The sequence below is a fragment of the Amycolatopsis sp. genome, from assembly GCF_035276945.1.
Taxonomy (GTDB): domain Bacteria; phylum Actinomycetota; class Actinomycetes; order Mycobacteriales; family Pseudonocardiaceae; genus Amycolatopsis_E.
The window spans coordinates 124,944-145,318 of sequence record NZ_DATELF010000020.1 but is presented as its reverse complement, the minus strand read 5'-3'; the positions used below and the strand labels follow the sequence as shown (position 1 = coordinate 145,318).

Annotated in this window: 22 protein-coding genes; 13 read left to right on the top strand and 9 right to left on the bottom strand. The window is 70.0% G+C overall.

From position 1 onward, the window contains the following. Window positions 1-71: 71 nt before the first annotated feature. Window positions 72-1,538: an LCP family protein gene (locus VJT49_RS02830; RefSeq protein WP_324162814.1), complete on the top strand. Its 1,467-nt coding sequence runs from the start codon at window positions 72-74 to the stop codon at window positions 1,536-1,538. Between the two features lie 36 nt (window positions 1,539-1,574). Here VJT49_RS02830 and VJT49_RS02825 read toward each other — a convergent pair whose 3' ends face one another. Both VJT49_RS02825 and VJT49_RS02820 read right to left on the bottom strand, forming a co-directional pair. Beyond that, a complete protein-coding gene (locus VJT49_RS02825) occupies window positions 1,575-2,303 on the bottom strand; it encodes a murein transglycosylase (RefSeq protein WP_324162812.1) in 729 nt (242 codons plus the stop codon). Between the two features lie 287 nt (window positions 2,304-2,590). Then, window positions 2,591-3,310, bottom strand: a complete 720-nt coding sequence (locus tag VJT49_RS02820; protein WP_324162810.1) for an IclR family transcriptional regulator — start codon at window positions 3,308-3,310, stop codon at window positions 2,591-2,593. 110 nt (window positions 3,311-3,420) lie between these two features. Between VJT49_RS02820 and leuC the strand changes: the two genes are divergently transcribed. The 3 genes from leuC (at window position 3,421) to VJT49_RS02805 (ending at window position 6,361) form a co-directional block, all read left to right on the top strand. Beyond that, window positions 3,421-4,851 carry a 3-isopropylmalate dehydratase large subunit gene (gene leuC / locus VJT49_RS02815; RefSeq protein WP_324162808.1) on the top strand — a complete coding sequence of 477 codons (1,431 nt, stop codon included), beginning with the start codon at window positions 3,421-3,423 and terminating at the stop codon, window positions 4,849-4,851. Window positions 4,852-4,952: 101 nt separating this feature from the next. After that, window positions 4,953-5,555: a 3-isopropylmalate dehydratase small subunit gene (gene leuD, locus VJT49_RS02810; RefSeq protein ID WP_324162806.1), complete on the top strand. Its 603-nt coding sequence runs from the start codon at window positions 4,953-4,955 to the stop codon at window positions 5,553-5,555. A gap of 215 nt (window positions 5,556-5,770) precedes the next feature. Beyond that, the gene (locus tag VJT49_RS02805; protein WP_324162803.1) at window positions 5,771-6,361 is read left to right on the top strand and encodes an HU family DNA-binding protein; all 591 of its coding nucleotides are present in this window, start codon (window positions 5,771-5,773) and stop codon (window positions 6,359-6,361) included. A 69-nt stretch (window positions 6,362-6,430) separates the two neighbouring features. Here the strand turns inward: VJT49_RS02805 and VJT49_RS02800 are convergent, their stop codons facing one another. From VJT49_RS02800 to cofC, 3 genes are all read right to left on the bottom strand, one after another. Continuing rightward, on the bottom strand, window positions 6,431-7,378 hold the full coding sequence (locus VJT49_RS02800; protein WP_324162801.1) for an NUDIX hydrolase: 948 nt from the start codon (window positions 7,376-7,378) through the stop codon (window positions 6,431-6,433). Beyond that, window positions 7,375-9,555 carry an RNA degradosome polyphosphate kinase gene (locus tag VJT49_RS02795; RefSeq protein WP_414635794.1) on the bottom strand — a complete coding sequence of 727 codons (2,181 nt, stop codon included), beginning with the start codon at window positions 9,553-9,555 and terminating at the stop codon, window positions 7,375-7,377. The genes VJT49_RS02800 and VJT49_RS02795 overlap by 4 nt, the downstream gene beginning before the upstream one ends. 128 nt (window positions 9,556-9,683) lie before the next feature. Next, the gene (cofC, locus tag VJT49_RS02790) at window positions 9,684-10,301 is read right to left on the bottom strand and encodes a 2-phospho-L-lactate guanylyltransferase (protein ID WP_324162875.1); all 618 of its coding nucleotides are present in this window, start codon (window positions 10,299-10,301) and stop codon (window positions 9,684-9,686) included. 74 nt (window positions 10,302-10,375) lie between these two features. Between cofC and VJT49_RS02785 the strand changes: the two genes are divergently transcribed. The 3 genes from VJT49_RS02785 to VJT49_RS02775 all read left to right on the top strand — a co-directional run bounded on the left by VJT49_RS02785 (window position 10,376) and on the right by VJT49_RS02775 (window position 12,873). Next, on the top strand, window positions 10,376-11,089 hold the full coding sequence (locus VJT49_RS02785; protein ID WP_324162799.1) for a lysophospholipid acyltransferase family protein: 714 nt from the start codon (window positions 10,376-10,378) through the stop codon (window positions 11,087-11,089). A gap of 14 nt (window positions 11,090-11,103) precedes the next feature. Next, window positions 11,104-12,129: an NAD(P)H-dependent glycerol-3-phosphate dehydrogenase gene (locus VJT49_RS02780; protein ID WP_324162797.1), complete on the top strand. Its 1,026-nt coding sequence runs from the start codon at window positions 11,104-11,106 to the stop codon at window positions 12,127-12,129. A gap of 264 nt (window positions 12,130-12,393) precedes the next feature. Then, window positions 12,394-12,873: a cysteine dioxygenase family protein gene (locus VJT49_RS02775; RefSeq protein ID WP_324162795.1), complete on the top strand. Its 480-nt coding sequence runs from the start codon at window positions 12,394-12,396 to the stop codon at window positions 12,871-12,873. A 148-nt stretch (window positions 12,874-13,021) separates the two neighbouring features. Here the strand turns inward: VJT49_RS02775 and VJT49_RS02770 are convergent, their stop codons facing one another. Beyond that, window positions 13,022-13,693 carry a pyridoxamine 5'-phosphate oxidase family protein gene (locus tag VJT49_RS02770; RefSeq protein ID WP_324162793.1) on the bottom strand — a complete coding sequence of 224 codons (672 nt, stop codon included), beginning with the start codon at window positions 13,691-13,693 and terminating at the stop codon, window positions 13,022-13,024. A 68-nt stretch (window positions 13,694-13,761) separates the two neighbouring features. Here VJT49_RS02770 and VJT49_RS02765 point away from each other — a divergent pair, with 68 nt between their 5' ends. Then, on the top strand, window positions 13,762-15,123 hold the full coding sequence (locus VJT49_RS02765; RefSeq protein WP_324162791.1) for a PLP-dependent aminotransferase family protein: 1,362 nt from the start codon (window positions 13,762-13,764) through the stop codon (window positions 15,121-15,123). A 120-nt stretch (window positions 15,124-15,243) separates the two neighbouring features. Then, the gene (locus tag VJT49_RS02760) at window positions 15,244-16,335 is read left to right on the top strand and encodes a D-alanine--D-alanine ligase family protein (RefSeq protein ID WP_324162789.1); all 1,092 of its coding nucleotides are present in this window, start codon (window positions 15,244-15,246) and stop codon (window positions 16,333-16,335) included. 25 nt (window positions 16,336-16,360) lie between these two features. Here VJT49_RS02760 and VJT49_RS02755 read toward each other — a convergent pair whose 3' ends face one another. Together VJT49_RS02755 and VJT49_RS02750 are read right to left on the bottom strand one after the other, a co-directional pair. After that, window positions 16,361-16,897 (bottom strand): DUF3515 domain-containing protein, encoded by a 537-nt coding sequence (locus tag VJT49_RS02755; RefSeq protein ID WP_324162787.1) that lies wholly within the window; start codon window positions 16,895-16,897, stop codon window positions 16,361-16,363. 20 nt (window positions 16,898-16,917) lie between these two features. Continuing rightward, window positions 16,918-17,151, bottom strand: a complete 234-nt coding sequence (locus tag VJT49_RS02750; protein WP_324162873.1) for an Lrp/AsnC ligand binding domain-containing protein — start codon at window positions 17,149-17,151, stop codon at window positions 16,918-16,920. A gap of 113 nt (window positions 17,152-17,264) precedes the next feature. On the opposite strand from VJT49_RS02750, the gene VJT49_RS02745 reads away from it, so the two are divergent. From VJT49_RS02745 to VJT49_RS02730, 4 genes are all read left to right on the top strand, one after another. After that, window positions 17,265-18,227: a thiamine-phosphate kinase gene (locus VJT49_RS02745; protein WP_324162785.1), complete on the top strand. Its 963-nt coding sequence runs from the start codon at window positions 17,265-17,267 to the stop codon at window positions 18,225-18,227. Window positions 18,228-18,234: 7 nt separating this feature from the next. Beyond that, window positions 18,235-18,687, top strand: a complete 453-nt coding sequence (locus VJT49_RS02740; protein WP_324162783.1) for a GNAT family N-acetyltransferase — start codon at window positions 18,235-18,237, stop codon at window positions 18,685-18,687. A gap of 131 nt (window positions 18,688-18,818) precedes the next feature. Continuing rightward, window positions 18,819-19,343: a gamma carbonic anhydrase family protein gene (locus tag VJT49_RS02735; RefSeq protein WP_324162781.1), complete on the top strand. Its 525-nt coding sequence runs from the start codon at window positions 18,819-18,821 to the stop codon at window positions 19,341-19,343. An 83-nt stretch (window positions 19,344-19,426) separates the two neighbouring features. Then, window positions 19,427-20,101, top strand: coding sequence for a uracil-DNA glycosylase (locus tag VJT49_RS02730; RefSeq protein ID WP_324162779.1), 675 nt, complete (start codon window positions 19,427-19,429; stop codon window positions 20,099-20,101). A 61-nt stretch (window positions 20,102-20,162) separates the two neighbouring features. Here VJT49_RS02730 and rpmB read toward each other — a convergent pair whose 3' ends face one another. Further along, on the bottom strand, window positions 20,163-20,354 hold the full coding sequence (gene rpmB / locus VJT49_RS02725; protein ID WP_324162777.1) for a 50S ribosomal protein L28: 192 nt from the start codon (window positions 20,352-20,354) through the stop codon (window positions 20,163-20,165). Between the last annotated feature and the right edge of the window lie 21 nt (window positions 20,355-20,375).

The following is a 20,375-nucleotide window of genomic DNA, read 5'->3' as shown; positions in this document are numbered from 1 at the left end:
CCCAAGATCGAACATCTGTTCTACCCGAATTCTTCACCGGATCCGAATACCGGGGATGTTTGACTGGTCCCGTGGGAGTGTCACGTGTCGCGGGGCGGGTCCTGGCCGGCCTGGTCTCCGCGCTCGTTCTGGGCAGCACCGGCCTCGGCTGGGTGCAGTTGAACCGGCTGAGCGGCCTGTCCACCGCCGACGTCATCGATCCCGGCGTGTCCTCGGTCGGCGCCGCGGACGAGCAGAACATCCTGCTGGTCGGTTTGGACACCCGGACCGACGCCCAGGGCAACCCGCTGCCCCAGTCCATTCTGGACCAGCTGCACGCGGGGGAGTCCTCGGACGGCGGGGACAACACGGACACCATGATCCTCATCCACATCCCGGCCGGTGGCCAGGGCGCGGTCGCCTTTTCGATTCCCCGTGACGCCTACGTCAGGTTGGCGGGCGGCTACGGCATGCACAAGATCAATTCCGCCTACACCTTCGCCCAGGTGGCCGCGGCGAACCGCCTGCGCGCGCAGGGAATCGACGGGGCACAGCTCAACGTGCAGGCCGCCCAAGCCGGGGCCAAGAACGCGATCCAGACCGTGGAGCAGCTCACCGGGCTCACCGTCAACCACTTCGCCTCGGTGAACCTGGTCGGTTTCTACGACATCAGTGAGGCGGTCGGCGGGGTTCCCGTCTGCCTCAAGGAGGCGGTCGACGATTCGTTCTCCGGTGCGAAGTTCCCGGCCGGGCCCCAGACCGTCGCCGGCGCGCAGGCGCTGGCCTTCGTGCGGCAGCGACACGGCCTGACGGGTGGCGACCTGGACCGGATCAAGCGGCAGCAGGCGTTCATGGCCGGGATGGCGCGCACCGTGCTCTCCGCGGGCACCCTGGCCAACCCCGGAAAGCTGAACGCGCTCATCGACGCGGTCAAGAAGAACGTCACCCTGGACCAGGGCTGGGATGTGCTGTCCTTCGCGCAGCAGATGCGGAACCTGAGCGCGGGCCGGATCCAGTTCGAGACCATCCCGGTGGTCGATGTGGACTACAAGACCCCCGATGGCGATTCGATCGAGGTGGACCCCGCACAGATCAAGAAGTTGGTCTCGGCCGTGGCCGGCCCGTCCGCGCCGTCGGGTCCCGACCCGTCCTCCTCACCGGTTTCCCCCGGTCTTGAACTGCGGGGTCCGGCGCGGGTGACGATCGATGTGGACAACGGTACGGGGATCACCGGCCTCGCCGCCCGGCTGATGCAGGACCTGGCCGCCCACGGGTACACGGCCGGGACTGCGGGCAACGTCGCCGCACGGGGTTCCACCGTCGTGAGCTACGCCGGCGGTGAGCGTGCCGAAGCGGAGAAGGTGGCGCAGTATCTGGGCAGTGGCGTCACCGTGTCCGCCGGTACCGGTCTGCGCGCGGGCCACCTCCGGGTCCTGCTCGGTGCCGGATACACCGGGCCGGTCAGCCAGGCGGACACGGCCGCCGTCACCGCGCCGGCATCGTCCACAAGCAACACGCCGCCGGCCATCACCGCGGGCCAGCAGAACTGCGTGGACTGACGCGCTCCCCGGCACGCGAGTCCCCTCCCGCGGTACTCAGGGTGCTCGTGCGTAGGCGTCGGCGTTGCCGAAGACGTCCTGGGCGTAGCCGACGGAGTTGTTGTAGGCCAGCACCGCCTTCCACCAACCGTCCGGGGTGCCGAGATTCCCGCCTTGGGCGCACAGGTACCGCGCGGCGGTCACGGCGGCGTCGTCGATGTTCTGCGGGTCCGGGGACGCACCGTCGCCGGAAGCGTGCACGCCCCACCTTCGCCACGTCTGCGGCAGGAACTGCAGCGGCCCGACGCCGCGGTCCCACACGGGATCTCCGTCGAGCTTGCCGTCATCGGTGTCGGAAACCTTGCGCAGGCCGGGGGATCCGTCCAGCGCGACGCCGATCACGGGCGGGGAAGCGACGCCGTCCGTGCCGATCCTGGACTCGCCGTGGTTGCCGTGCCGGGATTCGGCTCTGCCGATGCCGGCGAGGGTGGCCCAGTCGAGGTGGCAGGCCGGAGTGCCCGACCGCGTCCGCACTTCCGCGGTCGCGTAAGCGGTCAGCGCCCGGAGCGGAAGGTCCGTCGTCGACGAGAGGTGCGTGAGCCAGGGTTCCCGGTCCTCGGGAACCCGCGTTACGGCCGGGATCGCCGAACGGGGCGCGGGCTTCAGTTCCGGCACCACGAACGGCGGAGGACCGGTCCACTCCGGTGGCCGCGAAGCGTCGTGGAGCGCGATCCCGCCCCACACCCCGGCGGCGATCAGGACGACCGCGAGGACGACGCGGGCCACGGGGCGGCGCCGTGGAGGTTCGCAATAGGGCGACGGCAAGCGATCGCTGCGCGAACTCGGCGGCGGAAGGCCCACGGTTCCACCGTACGCGAGCCCACCTCGCCGCCCCGGCCGGTCAAGACCCGCGCGAGTCCCATGTTGGCCGCGCGCGAGTTCGGCGGCCGACGACGGGAATGTGGCACACGCGCGACCGGAGTGTGGGACTCGCGTGACGGGAGTGTGGGACTCGCGTGGAGGCCGACGTGGTGTCCGGCTTGTTTGTTGGCCGGACGTCATCCGGGTCGTTCTTACAGGCGTTCCTGGAGCGCTTCGGCGGCGGCGAGGAGGTCGGCGGCCCACCGCACGCCGGGTTTGCGCCCGATGCGTTCCACCGGGCCGGAAACGGAGACGGCGGCGATGATGCTGCCCGAGGAGTCGCGCACGGGCGCGGAAACGCTGGCGACCCCGGGCTCGCGTTCGGCCACACTTTGCGCCCAGCCGCGCCGGCGGACCTCCAGCAGCGTCCGCTCGCCGAACACCGCGTCGGCGAGGATCGCGCGCTGGGTGTGCGGATCCGCCCACGCGGCCAGAACTTTGGCGCCTGAACCGGCGGTCATCGGCAGCCGTGTGCCCACCGGAACGGTGTCCCGCAGACCACTGGCCGGCTCCGAGGCGGACACGCAGACGCGCTGCACGCCGTCGCGACGGTAGAGCTGGACACTTTCCCCAGTGATGTCACGAAGTTTCGGCAGGATCGAACTCGCGGCGTCGAGCAGTGGATCGGTGGTGCCGCCGGCGAGTTCGCCCAGCGCGGTGCCCGGCCGCCACCGGCCGTCCGGTCCGCGGCGCAGCAACCGGTGCACCTCGAGACCGACCGCGAGGCGGTGCGCGGTGGCTCGCGGCAGTCCGGTCCTGCTGCACAGTTCGGCCAGCCCGCAAGGATCCTCGGCGACGGCCTGCAGCACGGCCACCGCCTTGTCGAGAACGCCGATACCGCTGTGCTGTTGAGAAGAGCTATGCTGTCCCACGACGCGATACTATCTTCCCGAATCATGGGAAGTCCACAATCTGGGAACCGCCGGACTCGAAGTGTGACGAGTTCTTTGCTTCCCAACCAAACCTCGTGGGAGGAGCGCAGATGACCACCACCCGGGCCCGCACGCTGGCCGAGAAGGTGTGGGAGGCGCACACGGTGCGCCGTGGCGAAGGTGCGGAGCCCGACCTGCTCTACATCGACCTGCACCTGGTGCACGAAGTGACCAGCCCGCAGGCATTCGACGGGCTGCGGCTGGCGGGCCGGCAGGTCCGGCGGCCGGATCTCACCATCGCCACCGAGGACCACAACGTCCCGACCGTCGACATCGAGCTGCCCATCGCCGACCCGGTTTCCCGCACGCAGGTCGACACGCTTCGCCGCAACTGCAAGGAGTTCGGCATCCGGCTGCACCCGATGGGCGATGCCGAACAGGGCATCGTGCACGTGATCGGACCGCAGCTCGGCCTGACCCAGCCGGGAATGACCGTGGTGTGCGGGGACAGCCACACCTCCACGCACGGCGCGTTCGGCGCGATGGCCTTCGGCATCGGCACCTCCGAGGTGGAGCACGTGCTCGCCACCCAGACCCTGCCGCTGCGTCCATTCAAGACGATGGCGATCAACGTCGACGGAAAGCTGCGGCCCGGCGTCACCGCCAAGGACGTCATCCTCGCGGTCATCGCGAAGATCGGCACCGGTGGCGGTCAGGGCTACGTGCTGGAGTACCGGGGCAGCGCGATCGAAGCGCTGTCCATGGAAGCCCGCATGACCATCTGCAACATGTCGATCGAAGCGGGCGCGCGCGCCGGGATGATCGCCCCGGACGAGACCACCTTCACCTACCTCGAGGGTCGTCCGCACGCCCCCAGGGGCGCCGACTGGGACGCCGCGGTGGCCGCGTGGCGCGAGTTGCGCACCGACGAGGGCGCGGTGTTCGACGTCGAGGTGCACCTCGACGCGAGCGAGCTGACCCCGTTCGTCACCTGGGGCACCAACCCGGGCCAGGGCCTGCCGCTGTCGGAGTCGGTGCCGGACCCGGCCGCGATCGCCGACGAGACCGAGCGCTTCGCCGCCGAGAAGGCCCTGTCCTATATGGATCTTGAGCCGGGCACCCCGCTGCGGGAGATCGCCGTGGACACGGTGTTCCTCGGCTCGTGTACCAATGGCCGGATCGAGGACCTCCGGGCCGCCGCGGAGGTGCTGCAGGGCCGCAAGGTGGCCGCCGACGTGCGGATGCTGGTGGTGCCGGGCTCGATGCGGGTGCGGCAGGCCGCCGAAGCCGAGGGGCTGGACAGGGTGTTCCTGGACGCGGGCGCGGAGTGGCGGCAGGCGGGCTGCTCGATGTGCCTTGGCATGAACCCGGATCAGCTCAAGCCGGGCGAGCGCAGCGCGTCCACCTCCAACCGGAACTTCGAGGGCAGGCAGGGCAAGGGGGGCCGCACGCACCTGGTTTCCCCGTTGGTGGCCGCCGCGACCGCGGTGCGGGGCACGCTGTCCTCGCCGGAGGACCTGCTTGCAGGGTCCGACCGTTGACGTTGAGGACCTGCTTGCAGGGTCCGACCGTTGACGCTGAGGACCTGCCCGCCGGGTCCGACCACTGACCGTACGAGACCTATCGACAAGGAGCCGACCAGATGGAGCCGTTCACCAGCCACACCGGCATCGGGGTGCCGCTGCGCAGGTCCAACGTGGACACTGACCAGATCATCCCGGCCGTCTACCTGAAGCGGGTCAGCCGCACCGGTTTCGAGGACGGGCTGTTCGCCGCCTGGCGCGCGGACGAGAACTTCGTGCTCAACCAGGAGCCCTTCAAGGCGGGCAGCGTGCTGGTCGCCGGGCCGGACTTCGGCACCGGCTCGTCGCGCGAACATGCTGTCTGGGCACTGATGAACTACGGGTTCCGGGTGGTCATCTCGTCCCGGTTCGCCGACATCTTCCGTGGTAACGCGGGCAAGCAGGGTCTGCTGGCCGCCCAGTGCGAGCAGGCCGACGTCGAGCAGTTGTGGAAGATCCTGGACAACGGGCCCGGCACGGAGGTCATCGTGGACCTCGAGGAGAAGACCGTGCGAGCCAAGGACTTCACCGCCCCCTTCACCATCGACGACTACACCCGCTGGCGGTTGCTCGAGGGCCTCGACGACATCGCCCTGACCCTGCGACACGCCGAGGAGATCGACAAGTTCGAGTCCGGGCGTCCCAACTGGAAGCCGGTGACCACGCCGCAGCCGGTCTCGTAGCGAAGATTCCCTGCTCAGCAAGGGAATGGCGGGCCGGGCGAGAGCACGCCGGACGGCACGCGGAGCCCCCTGGAGGGTCGCTCAAGAGGCGGAAACCACTCTCGGGTGCGAAAAAATTCCGCGTGCCGTTTGGAATTTCCGGTGGTTTGGTAATACCGTGTGCGCAAGTCGGCCGTTGTGGCCGTATGACAGGTAGTTCTTCATGGAGGACTGGAATGGCCAACAAGGCCCAGCTGATCGAGGCGCTCTCGGAGCGTTTGGGCGACAAGAAGGTTGCGTCGGAGGCCGTCGACGGTCTCGTCGACATCATCATCCGCACCGTGAACAAGGGCGAGAAGGTGAACATCACCGGCTTCGGTGTGTTCGAGAAGCGCGCCCGTGCCGCCCGCACCGCGCGCAACCCGCGCACCGGTGAGACGGTGAAGGTGAAGAAGACGAACGTGCCCGCCTTCCGCGCCGGCACCACGTTCAAGGATGTCATCAGCGGCGCCAAGAAGCTGCCGAAGGCCACCGCGGTCAAGCGGGCGAGCACGGCGTCCACCCGTGCCACGGGCACCACCGCCTCGCGGGCCACCACTTCCCGGGCGACCGCGACCCGCCCGACGGCGACCCGCAGCACCACCACCCGTGCCCGCACCACCGCGGCCGCCACCAAGACGGCGGCGCCGAAGACCCCGGCCAAGACCACCGCGGCGAAGAAGCCGGCCGCCACCAAGGCGGCGGCGCCGAAGGCCACCGCGGCGAAGACCGCGGCGACCAAGACGACGGCGGCGAAGAAGACCACCGCCGCCCGCAGGAAGAAGTAACGCTGGAACGACGGCAAGGGCCCGCACTTTCGTGTGAAGTGCGGGCCCTGCCGCGTGTTCGTGGGGTTCTCAGGCGTGCGCGGGCTGGGGAGCGGGCAGCGCGGTGGGGTAGTAGTCCGCGGCGGCGAGCACGGGGCGGCCGTCGGATCCGGTGGGGTGGAAGGACAACATCCACACCGAGCCCTTCTTGCACGGCACCTGTCCGTTCCCGTTCAGCGGCAGTGCCACGCCGGTGTGCTCGGCGACCGTGGCCACCACGTCCGGAATGACCCCGCCCTGGCTGCACACCAGCGGACGGCAGTCGCCGGAAACGATCGTGAGCAGGCGGGACAGTCCCCGCGCCCGCGCCGGCCAGTAGCCTTCCTCGGACAGCAGGCGTTCGACACCGATCTCCACACCGAGGTCCGCCGCGGCGCCTTCAACCGTCTCCCAGCACCGCGAGGGTGGCGCGGAGAACACCCGGTCCACCCCGAACAACGGCGCCAGCTTCCGCACCGCTTCCGCCTGGCGCCGCCCGGCGGGCGAAAGCGGCCTCAGGTCGTCTTCTCCGGCCCACTCGGACCGCTTGCCGGCCTTCGCATGCCGGACGAGGAGAAGCGTGCCCAGCGACGCGGGCAGGGCCGTGAACGCGCGCAGCACATCGACGTCCGCCCGATAGCTGAGCAGATCCTTTGCATCCTCCGGGGAGAGCCAGCGCAACTCGTCGACTTCGTCGTTCGGGTGAAAAGCGCCCTCGACGGCCTGTGCGCTGAAGTACTCGACCGTCTTCGTCCCGGCGGCCACCGGATACCGGACCGTCCGCAGCCGCCTGCCGAGCACGGCGCGGAAACCGGTCTCCTCCGCCAGCTCACGGATCGCCGCGGCCGGCACGGTCTCCCCGGAGTCCAGCTTGCCCTTGGGCAGCGACCAGTCGTCGTACCGCGGCCGGTGCACGACCGCGATCCGCGGCTCCCGCGAGGCTTTTCGCCACAGGACCGCGCCGGCCGCCCTGATCTCGCGTGGCGGCCGTTCGCTCACCCTTCCGCTCCGTGCAGCCTGATCATCTCGACCTGGTGGTCGCGCACCTTCGAGCCCTCGGCGGGCGAGGGCGTCCACTCGCCGGCGGCGGTGAGCACCCAGCAGCGGGTTTCCGGATGCAGCGCGGAGTCCAGCATTTCGTCCAGCCGCGTGGTGAGTTTCGGGCCCTTCACCGACACCAGCGCCTCGATGCGGCGGTCCAGATTCCGGTGCATCATGTCCGCGCTGCCGATCCAGTGCGTGCCGCCGGCCCGGAAATGGAAGATCCGCGAATGCTCCAGGAACCGGCCCAGAATGGACCGGACCGAGATGTTCTCGCTCAATCCCGGCACTCCGGGTTTGAGTGCGCAAATACCGCGGACCACCACTTCGACCGGTACGCCGTGCCGGGACGCGCGGTAAAGCGCGTCGATGACCTGCTCGTCGACCAGCGAGTTGCATTTGACGCGGATCCCCGCGTCCTCACCGGCGTGCTTGCGGTCGATCTCCTCGGAGATCAGCCGCAGGATGCCTCGCCGGATTCCGCCGGGCGAGGTGAGGATGTTGCGGTAGGTCTGCTGCCGCGAGTACCCGGTCAGCACGTTGAACAGGTCGGTCAGGTCGGCGCCGATCGCGGGGTCGGCGGTGAGCAGCCCGAGGTCTTCGTACAGGCGCGCGGTCTTCGGGTTGTAGTTGCCGGTGCCGATGTGGCAGTAACGCCGGATCGTCGAGCCCTCCTGGCGCACCACCATGGCGATCTTGCAGTGCGTCTTCAGGCCCACCAGGCCGTACACCACGTGCACCCCGGCGCGCTCCAGCGTCCGTGCCCAGGTGATGTTGGCCTGCTCGTCGAAGCGGGCCTTGATCTCCACCAGCGCCACCACCTGCTTGCCCGCCTCGGCCGCGTCGATCAGCGCGTCCACGATGGGCGAGTCGCCGGAGGTGCGGTAGAGGGTTTGCTTGATCGCCAGCACCTTCTCGTCGTGCGCGGCCTGTTCGATGAACCGCTGCACGCTGGTGGAGAACGAGTCGTACGGGTGGTGCACGAGCACGTCGCCCTCCCGCAGCGTGGCGAACACGCTCTTGGGCGTCTCGTGCTCACCGAAGGCCGGATGGGTGCCCGGGACGAAAGGGCGGTCCTTGAGCTCTTTGCGGTCCAAAGCGGACAACTGGTGCAGGCAGGTCAGATCCAGCAGGCCCGGCACCTCGACCACGTCGTGCGGGTCCACCTCCAGTTCGCGCAGCAGCAGATCGAGGACGTGCTCGGTCATGTCCTGCGCGATCTCCAGGCGCACCGGTGGCCCGAACCGGCGCTGCGCGAGCTCGCGTTCCAGCGCCTGTAACAGATCTTCGTCACGGTCCTCGTCGACTTCGAAGTCCGCGTTGCGGGTCACGCGGAACACGTGGTGCTCGATGACCTCCATCCCGGTGAACAGATCGCCCAGATGCGCGGCGATCAGTTCCTCCAGCGGCAGGAAGGTCGCCGTGCGGTTCTCCCGCCGCTGCTCGACCCGGATCAGCCGCGGCACGTTGTTGGGCACCTTGACCCTGGCGAAGCGTTCGGTGGCGCCCTCCGGGTCCCGCACGGTGACCGCGAGGTTGAGGGAAAGCCCGGAGATGTAGGGGAACGGGTGCGCCGGGTCCACCGCGAGCGGGGTGAGCACCGGGAAGATCTGCTCGATGAAGTAGGTGGACAGCCGCTGCTGGTCCTCGTCCGCCAGGTCCGTCCAGGTGACGATGTGGATGTCGTGTTCGGCGAGTTCGGGGCGGACGTGCTCCTCGAAGGCCAGGGCGTGCCGCTCGACCAGATCCTGGTTGCGCTTGGCGATGTAGGCCAGCTGTTCGCGCGGGGTCAGCCCGTCCGCGCTGCGGACCGGGAGCCCGGTCTCGTCACGGCGTTTCAGCCCGGCCACCCGGACCATGTAGAACTCGTCCAAATTGGACGCGAAGATGGCGAGGAACTTCGCGCGCTCGAGCAGGGGTTCGAAGGGATCTTCGGCCAGCGCGAGTACCCGGGCGTTGAAGTCCTGCCAGGAAAGTTCCCGGTTGAAGTAGCGGTCGTCGGGCAGTGCTTCGCCCGCGGGCTCGGCCGAGGTGGTCACGGCCGGTGGTGCGGACGGCACGGCCCGGAACCGCGCCGCGGCCCGCCCGGCCGGATTTTCGGTGCGTTCGCTGGGTACGATCTCGTCGCTGCTCACACCCGCATTGTTCCCTACCTCGGCCTTGTTTGCCGATACTCCGGCCGCCGGGTTCAGCGTGAGATTCAGCAGTTCGCCGGTGGTCCGGAGGACGACGGCCAGAAGCCGACCGATCGGGCGCGAAAGGTTCACGCGACCCTCCTCTCCCACAGCAGTCCGGCGGTCTGCTCGCCGAGGCCGAGTTCCTCGGCTTCCGCCAGATCCGCCGGCGTGTCCACGTCGCGTCGCAGGCTGGGAGCCGTGACCGTGACCGCGATCGCCCCCGACGAGGCATGCGCGGCCGCGGAACCGGTCCCGAAGCGCGGATCGAGCGGCCCGCCCGCCGCGGACAGCAGAAGCGTTGTGCCGGTGCCTTCCGAGTCGGCGACGAACGCTCTTCGCCCGGCCGCCTCGGCGAGCGCGGCGGCCAGTTCCCCGGCGCGCAACGCGGGCAGGTCGGCCTGCAGCGCGCCGATCACCGCGTCCGGATCGGCGGCCCGCAGCAATGCCTCGCCCCGGCGCAGCGCGGAGTTGAGGTCGGGTGCCCCGGCGTCGTCGGCGATCTCCGCGCCGAACCCGCGCAACCGGGTGACGGCGGACGGATCGGTGGCCACCACCAGGATCCGGCGCACGACCGTGCTCGCCGCGGCGAGGGTGTCCGCGGCCAGCGCCAGCACGAGATCGGCGTGCGCCGCCTCGTCGACCGCGCCACGCAACCGGGACTTGCCGAGGTATGGCGGCTTCATCGGGACGAGCAGATCCACCATGGCCACATCCCCATCTTTCCCGACGAAGCGGCTTAGGATCACTCAGAGCCGTACACACCACAGCAGGAGGAGTCTTGGCCGGTCGCGAGAAGGGTGGCTTCTGGGTCGGAGCCGCCGCCGCCCTGTTCTACCCCGTCACCTGGCTCGCGCGGCGTGTCTACCTGGGAGCCGAACGGATTCCCCGGGAGGGCGCGGCGCTGCTGGTGCTCAACCACGTTTCGCACATGGACCCGGCGGTGGACGCGGTGTTCGTGCACCGGAACAAGCGCGTGCCGCGGTTCATGGCCAAGGACAGCGTGGCCAGCGCGCCGGTCTTCGGCAGGATCTTCCTCGGCTCCGGGGGCATCCCGGTGTACCGGGGATCCGCGAGCGCGGGCGACAGCCTGCGCGCGGCGCACCAGGCGCTGCGCGACGGCAAGATCGTGGTCATCTATCCGGAGGGCACGGTCACCAAGGAGCCCGGCCACTGGCCCAAGCGGTCGTTCACCGGGGCCGCGCGGCTGGCGCTGGAGAACGACGTGCCGGTCATCCCGATCGCGCGCTGGGGCACCCAGGACATCCTCGACTTCTACAAGAAGAAGGTGCGGTTCTTCCCGCGCGGGACGGTCACGCATTCGGTAGGCGAACCGATCGACCTGTCCGCCTACCGTGGCACCGAGCCGACCGCCGCCGTGCTCCGTGAGGTGACCGAGTTGATGATGGACCGGGTGACCGAACTTCTGGCCGACATCCGCGGCGAGCGGCCCCCGGCGACGAAGCCCCCGGCCGACGACACCACCTCGAAGTGAGGGGGCGGCCGGCCTTGCCCGAAGAACGAGCGGACGTGCAGCGCATCGCGGTCCTCGGCGCGGGTTCCTGGGGTACGACCTTCGCGAAGGTGCTCGCCGACGCCGGGCGGGACGTGACGATCTGGGCCCGCCGGGCGGAGGTCGCCGGGGAGATCCGCGACCGGCACGGCAATTCCCGTTACCTGCCGGGCGTGGCGTTACCCGCGCGCCTGACCGCGACCGCCGACGCGAGCCTCGCGCTGGAGGGCGCGCAAGCCGTGGTGCTCGCGGTGCCGAGCCAAAGCCTGCGGGCGAACCTCACCGCGTGGCGCGGGCTGCTGCCGCCCGGAGCGATCCTGGTCAGCCTCGCCAAGGGGGTCGAGCTGGGCACCCTCAAGCGGATGAGCGAGGTGGTCGCCGACGTCGCCGGCGCACGGCAGGACGAGGTGGTGGTGGTCTCCGGGCCCAACCTGGCACGGGAGATCGCGCAGGAGCAGCCGGCCGGTGCGGTGCTGGCGTGCACGGACCACGAGCGGGCGGTGGCGATCCAGCGCGCCAGTTCCACCGGCTATTTCCGGCCCTACACCAACACGGACGTGGTCGGTTGCGAGCTCGGCGGGGCCTGCAAGAACGTCATCGCGCTCAGCTGCGGGATGGCGGCCGGACTGGGCTACGGCGCCAACACGATGGCGACGCTGATCACCCGCGGGCTGGCCGAAACGGCCCGGCTCGGGGTGAAACTGGGCGCGGACCCGCTCACCTTCGCCGGGCTCGCCGGGGTCGGCGACCTGGTGGCCACGTGCTCGTCCGCGCTGTCGCGGAACCGGACCTTCGGGGAGCGGCTGGGGCGTGGTGAAACCGTGGAGCAGGCACAGGCGGCCACGGGCGGGCAGGTCGCCGAGGGCGTGATGTCCTGCACGTCGATCCGGGAACTCGCGCAGGCGCAGGGCGTCGACATGCCCATCACCGACGGCATGCACCGGGTCTGCCACGAGGGTGTCGACCCGCGCAAGGTCGGTGCGGAACTGCTGGGCCGGCAGCAGAAGCACGAGTGGTCCTGACCCGTCATCGTCGCGAGCGCCCTGGCGACCCGATCGCGGTCGCGCGCGGACGCGCGGGGAAGCGGTTTTGATCCTGTTCAGATAGTGAAACCCGGTTGACGCGGGCGTGACCGGGCTGGTTTCCTGGAGCCCATGTTGACGCGTGGCGGTACCGCACGGCGAGGCTGGCTTGGCCTTCGCCGGGTCGCCAGCGCGCTGTGTCCTTGTCGGTGATCCACCCCAACCTGGAGACCGACCCTTCCCGCTTCGAGGACACTTTTCTTCATGTTCGCCGTTCCGGACAACACCGTCGCTTTGACCGAAAAGCCCGTTCTGCGCCACCCGGTGCGCGTCGCCCTGGCCTACGCCGCCGACCGCGACACCTGGCGGCACCTGCTCCGTTACGACCCTGACCAGCGGTTCTCCACCTTGGTGACGCGGGACGAGGAGCAGGAGGTGTGGCTGATGGGCTGGCTTCCCGGCCAGCACACCGATCTACACGACCACGCCCTGTCCACCGGCGCTTTCACGGTGGTCAGCGGCCACCTGACCGAAACGGTCGCCCGCCGCGCCCCCGACGGCCGCGCCATCACCGAACTGCACGCGCTCGCGGCCGGCCAGTCGCGGGTCTTCGGCCCCGGCTACGTCCATCAGGTCCGCAACGAAGGCCCGGACCCGGCGATCAGCATCCACGTCTACCGCTCGGGCGGCCGCGCGATGCGCCCCTACCACCTCGACCCCCTCACCGGCCCGGTCCGCGCCTGACCCCCACACGCGAGTCGGCCTTTCGCGACGCGCGAGTCGGCCTTTCGCGACAGGCGAGTCGGCCTTTCGTGACAGGCGAGTCGGGCTTTTGTGACAGGCGAGTCGGGCTTTTGTGACAGGCGAGTTCCGGTTTCGCGTCGCGTGACAGTCAGCGGCGCCGCTGCCCGGCTCGACAACGTTCCGTCACGTGTGGCGGAATCGGCGTGTCCGCCGGGATGTAGCCGGCCGGAATCGGGGCGCGGAAGGTCGTGCGGACCGGCAGGACTCCGGCCCACGCGGTTCCCGTGGCGACGTCCTCGGGATCGTCGATCGGCTCGCCGGCGCGGACCTTGACCGACGCCTCGGCGAGATCCAAGGCGAGCACGCTGACTCCCGCGAACTCCTTGCGGTTGACGGCACGAGCGTGGTCCCACGAACCCGGGGCGAGATGTTCGGAAACCACGTGGAGGCCGTGCATTTTTTCGTCCTCGTTGTCAATGAGGCGTGCCGCGCCGTGGATGATCGCGCTGCGGTAGTTCATCGAATGATGGTTGAGGGAGCGCGCGTAGACGATTCCGTCCACCAGCGTGACGGTGACGCACACGTCGATTCCCGTCATGGCCGCGCGCAGGTTTCCGGAGCCGGGCGAACCATGCAGGTAAAGGGTGTCGCCGTCGCGGCCGTACCCGGTGGGCAGCACGACCGGCGAACCGTTGAGCACCAGGCCCAAATGGCAGATCAGGGCCTCGTCGAGGACTTCGTACAGGGCCGCGCGGTCGGTGGCGGCGCGGTCCTTCTTCCGGGTCAGGGTGCTGCGATGGGTGGGCGAAAGCGTGGTCATACGCCGAGCCTTCCTCGTATAGTGGCCTTGTCAAAGAGCCACTGTTGGATCAATGAGAAAGTCCACTTGTGCCTACCGCCCTCCCCGTCACCCTCGACCGCGATTCCGGCGTGCCGCTGGCGGTGCAACTCGCCGACGCGCTCCGCAAGTCCGCCGCCGGCGGGCACTTGCGCGGCGGCGATCGCCTGCCGTCCACCCGCGCGCTCGCGCAGCGGCTCGGCGTAAGCCGCACCGTCACTTCCGCCGCGTACGAGCAACTGCACGCCGAGGGCTGGATCTCGGGCAGGCACGGCTCCGGTACCTACGTCACCACTTCGCCGCCGAGCGACCGTCCGGTGCGCAAAGCGGTTCTGGGCGGAGTGCCCGAACCGGACGCACTTCTCGACCTCACCCCCGGCGCGCCCTGGGCGGCGGGGGTCGACCGGGCGGCGTGGCGTCGCGCCTGGCGTGCCGCCGCGGACACGCCACCGCTGGTGCGCGCCCCGAGCGCCGGGCTGCCCGAGTACCGGGCGGCGATCGCGGAACATCTGCTGCGGCACCGGGGCCTGGTGGTCGGCACGGCTTCCGTGCTGGCCACCGGCGGCACCAGCGCCGCGGTGGCGGAGCTGGCCAGCGCGGTGTTCGACGCGGGCGACGTCGTGGCCATGGAGGAACCCGGTTACCAGCGGGCGATGCGGGCACTGACCGCGGGGGGCCTGCGCGTCACCGGTGTGCCGGTGGACGAAGAGGGCCTGCGGCCGGACGCGGTTCCGGCGGGTGTGCGCGCGGTCTATTGCTCGCCCGCGCACCAGTACCCGATGGGCACCCGGATGAGCGCGGCTCGCCGGGTGGAGCTGGTCGAGCGGGCCCGCGCGGAGAACATGCTGGTCATCGAGGACGACTATGACGGCGAACTGCGCTTCGACGTCGCGCCGCTGCCCCTGCTGGCCGCGCTCGCCCCGGACGTGGTCGTGCATCTGGGCACCACGAGCAAGATCCTCACGCCCACGCTGGGTGCGGGCTGGATGGTCGCGCCCACCGCGGTCACCTCCGCGGTGCTGGCCTACCGGGACGGCACGAGCGTCCGCCCGTCACCGGCCGGGCAGCGGGTGCTCGTCGAGCTGGCCCGGCACGGCGATCTCGGCCGTCACCTGCGTAAACTCCGCCGCGCACTGGCCGAGCGCCGTTCGCTGCTGGTCGCCGCGTTGTCCTCGGCGGGCATCCGCGTGCTCGGTGACGACGCCGGCGCGTACCTGGTCGTACCGCTCGCCTCGGCCGAGGAGGAACGGAAGCGGCTCGCCGCGGCGCGGGCACGCGGGATCCGGCTCGACGGCCTGGGCTGGCATTTCGCCGGCACACCGAGCACTTTCGGTATCGCGATCGGATACGCGGGGTGTTCTCGCGAGGCGTTGCGCGACGCGCTGGACGTGCTCGTGGATCTGTTGTGTTGAGTCACCGGTAGTGTGCGGAGTCATGCGTAGCTCGGGGCAGGTCGCGGCAGCCACGGTGACCGGAGCGCGCGGCCCGGCGGCACGATCGCGGTCGCGCGCGGACTCGCGGAGGACAATGGCATGAGCGCACGGAAGACGCGGGTGGCCGTGGTGTTCGGCGGCCGCAGCACCGAGCACACCATCTCCTGTGTGTCGGCGGGCAGTGTGCTGGCCAATCTCGATCCCGACCGCTTCGAGGTCGTGCCGATCGGCATCACCCCCGAAGGCGGCTGGGTGCTGGGCGACTCGGACCCGGCGGCACTGGCCATCCGTGGCCGCGAGCTGCCGTCGGTGAGCGACGGAAAGGCGCTGGTGCTCGCCGGTGACCCAACGCTGCGCGAGCTGGTCAGTGTCGAGCCCGGCGCGGAGGCGCTCGGGGGCGTGGATGTCGTGTTCCCCGTGCTGCACGGGGCGTTCGGCGAGGACGGCACGATCCAGGGACTGCTGGAGATGGCCGGTATCCCGTATGTGGGCGCCGGAGTGCTGGCCAGCGCCGTCGCGATGGACAAGGAGTACGCGAAGAAACTCCTTGCCGCGGAAGGGCTTCCGGTGGGCCGGTACGCGGCTCTCCGCCGTGGACGGTCGACTTTGGACGACGAGGACCGGGAGCGGCTCGGGCTCCCGGTGTTCGTCAAGCCGGCCAGGGCGGGCTCGTCGATCGGGATCAGCAAGGTGACCGACTGGGCCGGCCTGGACGCCGCGATCGCGCTCGCCCGCCGGACCGACCCGAAGGTGCTCGTCGAGGCCGCGGTGGTGGGTCGCGAGGTCGAGTGCGGGGTGCTGGAGTTCCCGGACGGCCGGGTCGAGGCGTCGCTGCCGGCGGAAATCCGGGTGCTCTCCGAAGACGCCGACGCGTGGTACGACTTCGAGACCAAGTACCTCGGTGAGGAAGCCGAACTCGACATCCCGGCGAAGCTCGACGACGTGGTCACCGAGCGGCTGCAGGCGCTGGCGGTGCGGGCGTTCGAGGCGTTGGACTGCCAGGGCCTGGCCAGGGTGGACTTCTTCGTCGGAGAGGACGGCACGCCGACCATCAACGAGGTCAACACCATGCCCGGCTTCACCTCGACCTCGGCCTACCCCAAGATGTGGCAGGTCACCGGCGTCGATTACCGGACGCTGGTGACCACGCTCGTCGACACCGCGCTGGCCAGGGGCACGGGCCTGCGGTAGGCGGCCGCACCCCCGGAAGAGGCGATCAGCCGAACCGTGGCGGCACCTGCGGCAGCGTGGCCGCGACGGTGTCGGAAATCTCCTGCAGCGGCCCGGTTCCCGCCGAGTCGGGCACGGTCAGCGCGATGTAGACGGCCCGGTCGACGATGTACCAGGTCGAGGTGCCCTGGCCCGCCACCGGCAGCCACTCCACCCCGGACACCGCCCGCAGCTGCGTGCTCGGCGTCAGCTCCGACGGCCGTTCCAGACCGCACCGCAGCACGATCGCATCGGGCTGGCCCCAGGCCACGGTCGCCGGGGGAGCCGGGGCGGCCAGCTCGCGGCGGCCGAGTTCGGTGCCCTTGGAGGTCAGTTCGGGCGGGAGCGCGGCCAGCAAGGTGCCGCAGGCCGGCTCGTTCGCCTGGGGCGCGGGCACGGACGGCACGGCCAGCTGGTCCCTGGACGGCTCGTTCGAGGGGGCGAAGACCGCGACGACCGCGACGCCCGCCGCCAGCACGGCGGCGACGATCGAGGCGAGGACGATCAGGCGTCGCGGCGGTGCTCCGGTGTCTTGTGCGGGCACGGGTTTCCCGGGGGCGATCGTCACAGATGGACCACGGGACAGGTCAGGGTGCGGGTGATTCCCTCCACACCCTGAACCTTGGCGACGACGAGTTGCCCGAGCTGGTCCACGTTGTCCGCTTCGGCCCGGACGATGACGTCGTAGGGCCCGGTCACGTCCTCGGAGCTGGCGACACCGGGGATGGCCGCGATCTCCGTCGCGACCGCGGCGGCCTTGCCGACTTCGGTCTGGATGAGGATGTATGCGTGAACCACGGCGCGCCCCTTCGTCTTCTCCACCGAATTCAAGGTAGGAACGTGCGAAGAACCTACCCCACGCCTAATGACGATAGGCAATCCGACTTTCCGACCAAAAGCAGGAGGGCGGCATGAGCCACGCTGACGGAGCCTCGGGCGAGACGGTCGCCGCGCTCGGCGAGTTCGGGCTGATCCGCGCCGTGACGGAGAACCGAAGACAACCGGAGACCACGTTGCTCGGCCCCGGCGACGACGCCGCGGTGATCGCCGCGCCCGACCGCCGGGTGGTGGCCACCACGGACGTGCTGGTGCAGGGCGTGCACTTCCGGCTCGACTGGTCGACGCCGGAGCAGGTGGGGCGCAAGGCCGTCGCGGCCAACCTGGCCGATGTCGCCGCCATGGGCGCGGCGCCGACGTCGGTTCTGGTCGGGCTCGCCTGTCCGGCCGATACGCCCGCGGAGGTGATCACCAGGCTCGCGGACGGCATGTGGGCGGAGGCGGAGCGGGCGGGTGCCGGGGTTTCCGGCGGGGACATGGTGCGGGCCGATCAACTGGTGGTGAGCGTCACCGCACTCGGCGACCTCGCGGGGTGTGCCCCGGTGACCCGTTCCGGAGCGCGTGTCGGAGACGTCGTGGCGGTCCACGGCAGGCTCGGCTGGGCGGCCGCGGGACTCGCCGTGCTCGGCCGCGGGTTCCGTTCGCCGGTCAACGTCGTCAACGCCCACCGCGTGCCGGAGCCGGAGTACGCGGCCGGCCCGGCGGCGGCACAGGCGGGCGCCACCGCGATGATCGACGTTTCGGACGGGCTGCTGGCCGATCTCGGGCATATCGCCGAGGCCTCGAAGGTCGGCATCGACGTGCGCGCCGGACTTCTCGATGTGCCCCGCAGGCTCGTCGAGGTCGGCAGCGCGCTCGGTGCCGATCCGCTGCGGTGGGTGCTGACGGGTGGGGAAGACCACGCGCTGGCGGCGACCTTCCCGCCCTACGTGGAGGTTCCCGACGGCTGGCGGAAGATCGGGCTGGTGACCGAGTCCGGCGTCACGGTGAACGGTGAGCCGTATCACGAGGAAACGGGTTGGGAGCACTGGCGATGATGGGTACATGGATCTCCGCGTGGTGCCCTACGACGACCCCGACGCCCGGAAGCTGATCGCCGAAGTCCAGCAGGAATACGTCGTCCGCTACGGGGAGCCGGACATCACGCCGGTGGATCCGGCCGAATTCGCGCCGCCGCAAGGGCTTTTCGTGATCGGCTTTCTCGACGAGGTGCCGGTTGCCTGCGGTGGCTGGCGGGCGCACGACCACGATGCCGAGATCAAGCGCATGTATGTCGTCGCCTCCGCGCGGGGCAACGGATTCGCGCGAGGCGTGCTCGCCGAACTCGAGCGCACCGCGGCGGTGGCCGGGCATTCCCGCGTGGTGCTGGAAACCGGCACGATGCAGCCGGAGGCGATCAGCCTCTACCGGTCCTCCGGTTATCGCGAAATACTGGCTTTCGGGGTTTACAAGGACTCGGCGGACTGCGTCTGCTTCGCCAAGGATCTCTCACGGTAGCGGAGTACACGGTGGAGCTGTCTGTCGCTTGTGGACAGTCGACGGGATCGTCCTCGTGGCCAGGTGGACCCGGTTCTCGCCGCCCGAGCATGAGCGTGGTCCAATCTGACCAGACGTGAGTTGGAGGTTTCGTGGCCATCTACGCCCTGGGCGATCTCGAGCCCCAGATCCATCCGCAGGCCTATGTTCATCCGGACGCCACGGTCATCGGGGACGTGCGCATCGCCGCGTTCGCCTCGGTGTGGCCGCAGACGGTGCTCCGCGGTGACCACGGCTACATCGAGATCGGCGAGCGGTCGAACGTCCAGGACGGGTGCGTCGTGCACTGCACCCGGCAGGAACCGACGATCCTCGGCCCGGATTCGGCCGTGGGACACGCGGTGCACGTCGAGGGCGCGACCATCGGCACCGGCTGCCTCATCGCGTCCGGATCGGTGGTGCTCAACGGGAGTGTCATCGAGGACGGCGGGATGGTCGGCGCCGGCGCGGTGCTGTCCTACCGGTCTCATGTCCCCGCCGGGCACATCGCGCTCGGCGTGCCCGCCAGGACGCGGCCGAACTCCTCGTTCGGGCCGGAGGCGATCCAGCGGGTGGTCGACAGCTACGTGCGGCGCGCGCAGTTGTTCCGTGAGCAGTTGCGGCGGTTGGCTCCCTAGGGCACGCCCCTCTCCCACCACCCTCAACGACGGACACCGCGCCGCTGTCCGGAGCCGGGCGGGCCACCGCTAAAGTGCGGGCCGTGGCGAAATCGTTGCAGGAGATCATCGATCCAGGTTGGGCAGAGGCGCTCGCCCCCGTCGAGGGGCGCATCACGGCGATGGGGGAATTCCTGCGCGCCGAAATCGCGGCGGGGCGGAAGTACCTGCCGGCGGGGGAGAACGTGCTGCGGGCGTTCAAGCAGCCGTTCGACGAGGTGAAGGTGCTCATCGTCGGGCAGGACCCGTATCCCACACCGGGCCATCCGATCGGGTTGTGTTTCGCGGTCGCGCCGGACGTCCGGCCGCTGCCGAAGAGTTTGATCAACATCTACCAGGAGTACTGCGAGGACCTCGGCCACCCGACGCCGTCGAACGGGGATCTCACCCCGTGGACCGAGCAGGGCGTGCTGCTGCTCAACAGGGCGCTGACCGTCCGGCCCGGCTCCCCGAACTCCCACAAGGGCAAGGGCTGGGAAGAGGTCACCGAGCAGGCGATCCGGGCGCTGGCCGCACGCGGCAAGCCGCTGGTCGCCATCCTCTGGGGCAGTAACGCGCGCAGCCTCAAGCCGCTGCTGGGCGGTTACCCGGCGGTCGAGTCGGTGCACCCGAGCCCGATGTCGGCGCACAACGGCTTCTTCGGCTCACGCCCCTTCTCGCGGGCCAACGACCTTCTGGCCAAGCAGGGCGCGACCCCGGTCGACTGGAAGCTCCCGTAGTCATCGGCACGAAAAAATGGCGAGCGCTCTCCGCGAGCACTCGCCACCCAGCCCTGCGCGGTTACCCGCGGACGACCTTGCCCGCCTTGATGCACGAGGTGCACACGTTCAGGCGCTTGCGCTGGGACAGACCGATCTTGGCGTGCACGGTCTGGATGTTCGGGTTCCACCGGCGGTTGGTACGCCGGTGGGAGTGTGAGACCGACTTACCGAAGCCGGGTCCCTTGCCACAGACGTCGCACACGGCAGCCACGTCGAACTCCTCAACCAATAG

Excerpts from the sequence above, each read along its gene's own strand:
- leuC (WP_324162808.1), top strand. The coding sequence starts at position 3,421 with ATGACCACCACCCGGGCCCGCACGCTGGCCGAGAAGGTGTGGGAGGCG.
- leuD (WP_324162806.1), top strand. The coding sequence starts at position 4,953 with ATGGAGCCGTTCACCAGCCACACCGGCATCGGGGTGCCGCTGCGCAGG.
- VJT49_RS02805 (WP_324162803.1), top strand. The coding sequence starts at position 5,771 with ATGGCCAACAAGGCCCAGCTGATCGAGGCGCTCTCGGAGCGTTTGGGC.
- cofC (WP_324162875.1), bottom strand. The coding sequence starts at position 10,301 with ATGGTGGATCTGCTCGTCCCGATGAAGCCGCCATACCTCGGCAAGTCC.
- VJT49_RS02775 (WP_324162795.1), top strand. The coding sequence starts at position 12,394 with ATGTTCGCCGTTCCGGACAACACCGTCGCTTTGACCGAAAAGCCCGTT.
- VJT49_RS02770 (WP_324162793.1), bottom strand. The coding sequence starts at position 13,693 with ATGACCACGCTTTCGCCCACCCATCGCAGCACCCTGACCCGGAAGAAG.
- VJT49_RS02760 (WP_324162789.1), top strand. The coding sequence starts at position 15,244 with ATGAGCGCACGGAAGACGCGGGTGGCCGTGGTGTTCGGCGGCCGCAGC.
- VJT49_RS02745 (WP_324162785.1), top strand. The coding sequence starts at position 17,265 with ATGAGCCACGCTGACGGAGCCTCGGGCGAGACGGTCGCCGCGCTCGGC.
- VJT49_RS02740 (WP_324162783.1), top strand. The coding sequence starts at position 18,235 with ATGGATCTCCGCGTGGTGCCCTACGACGACCCCGACGCCCGGAAGCTG.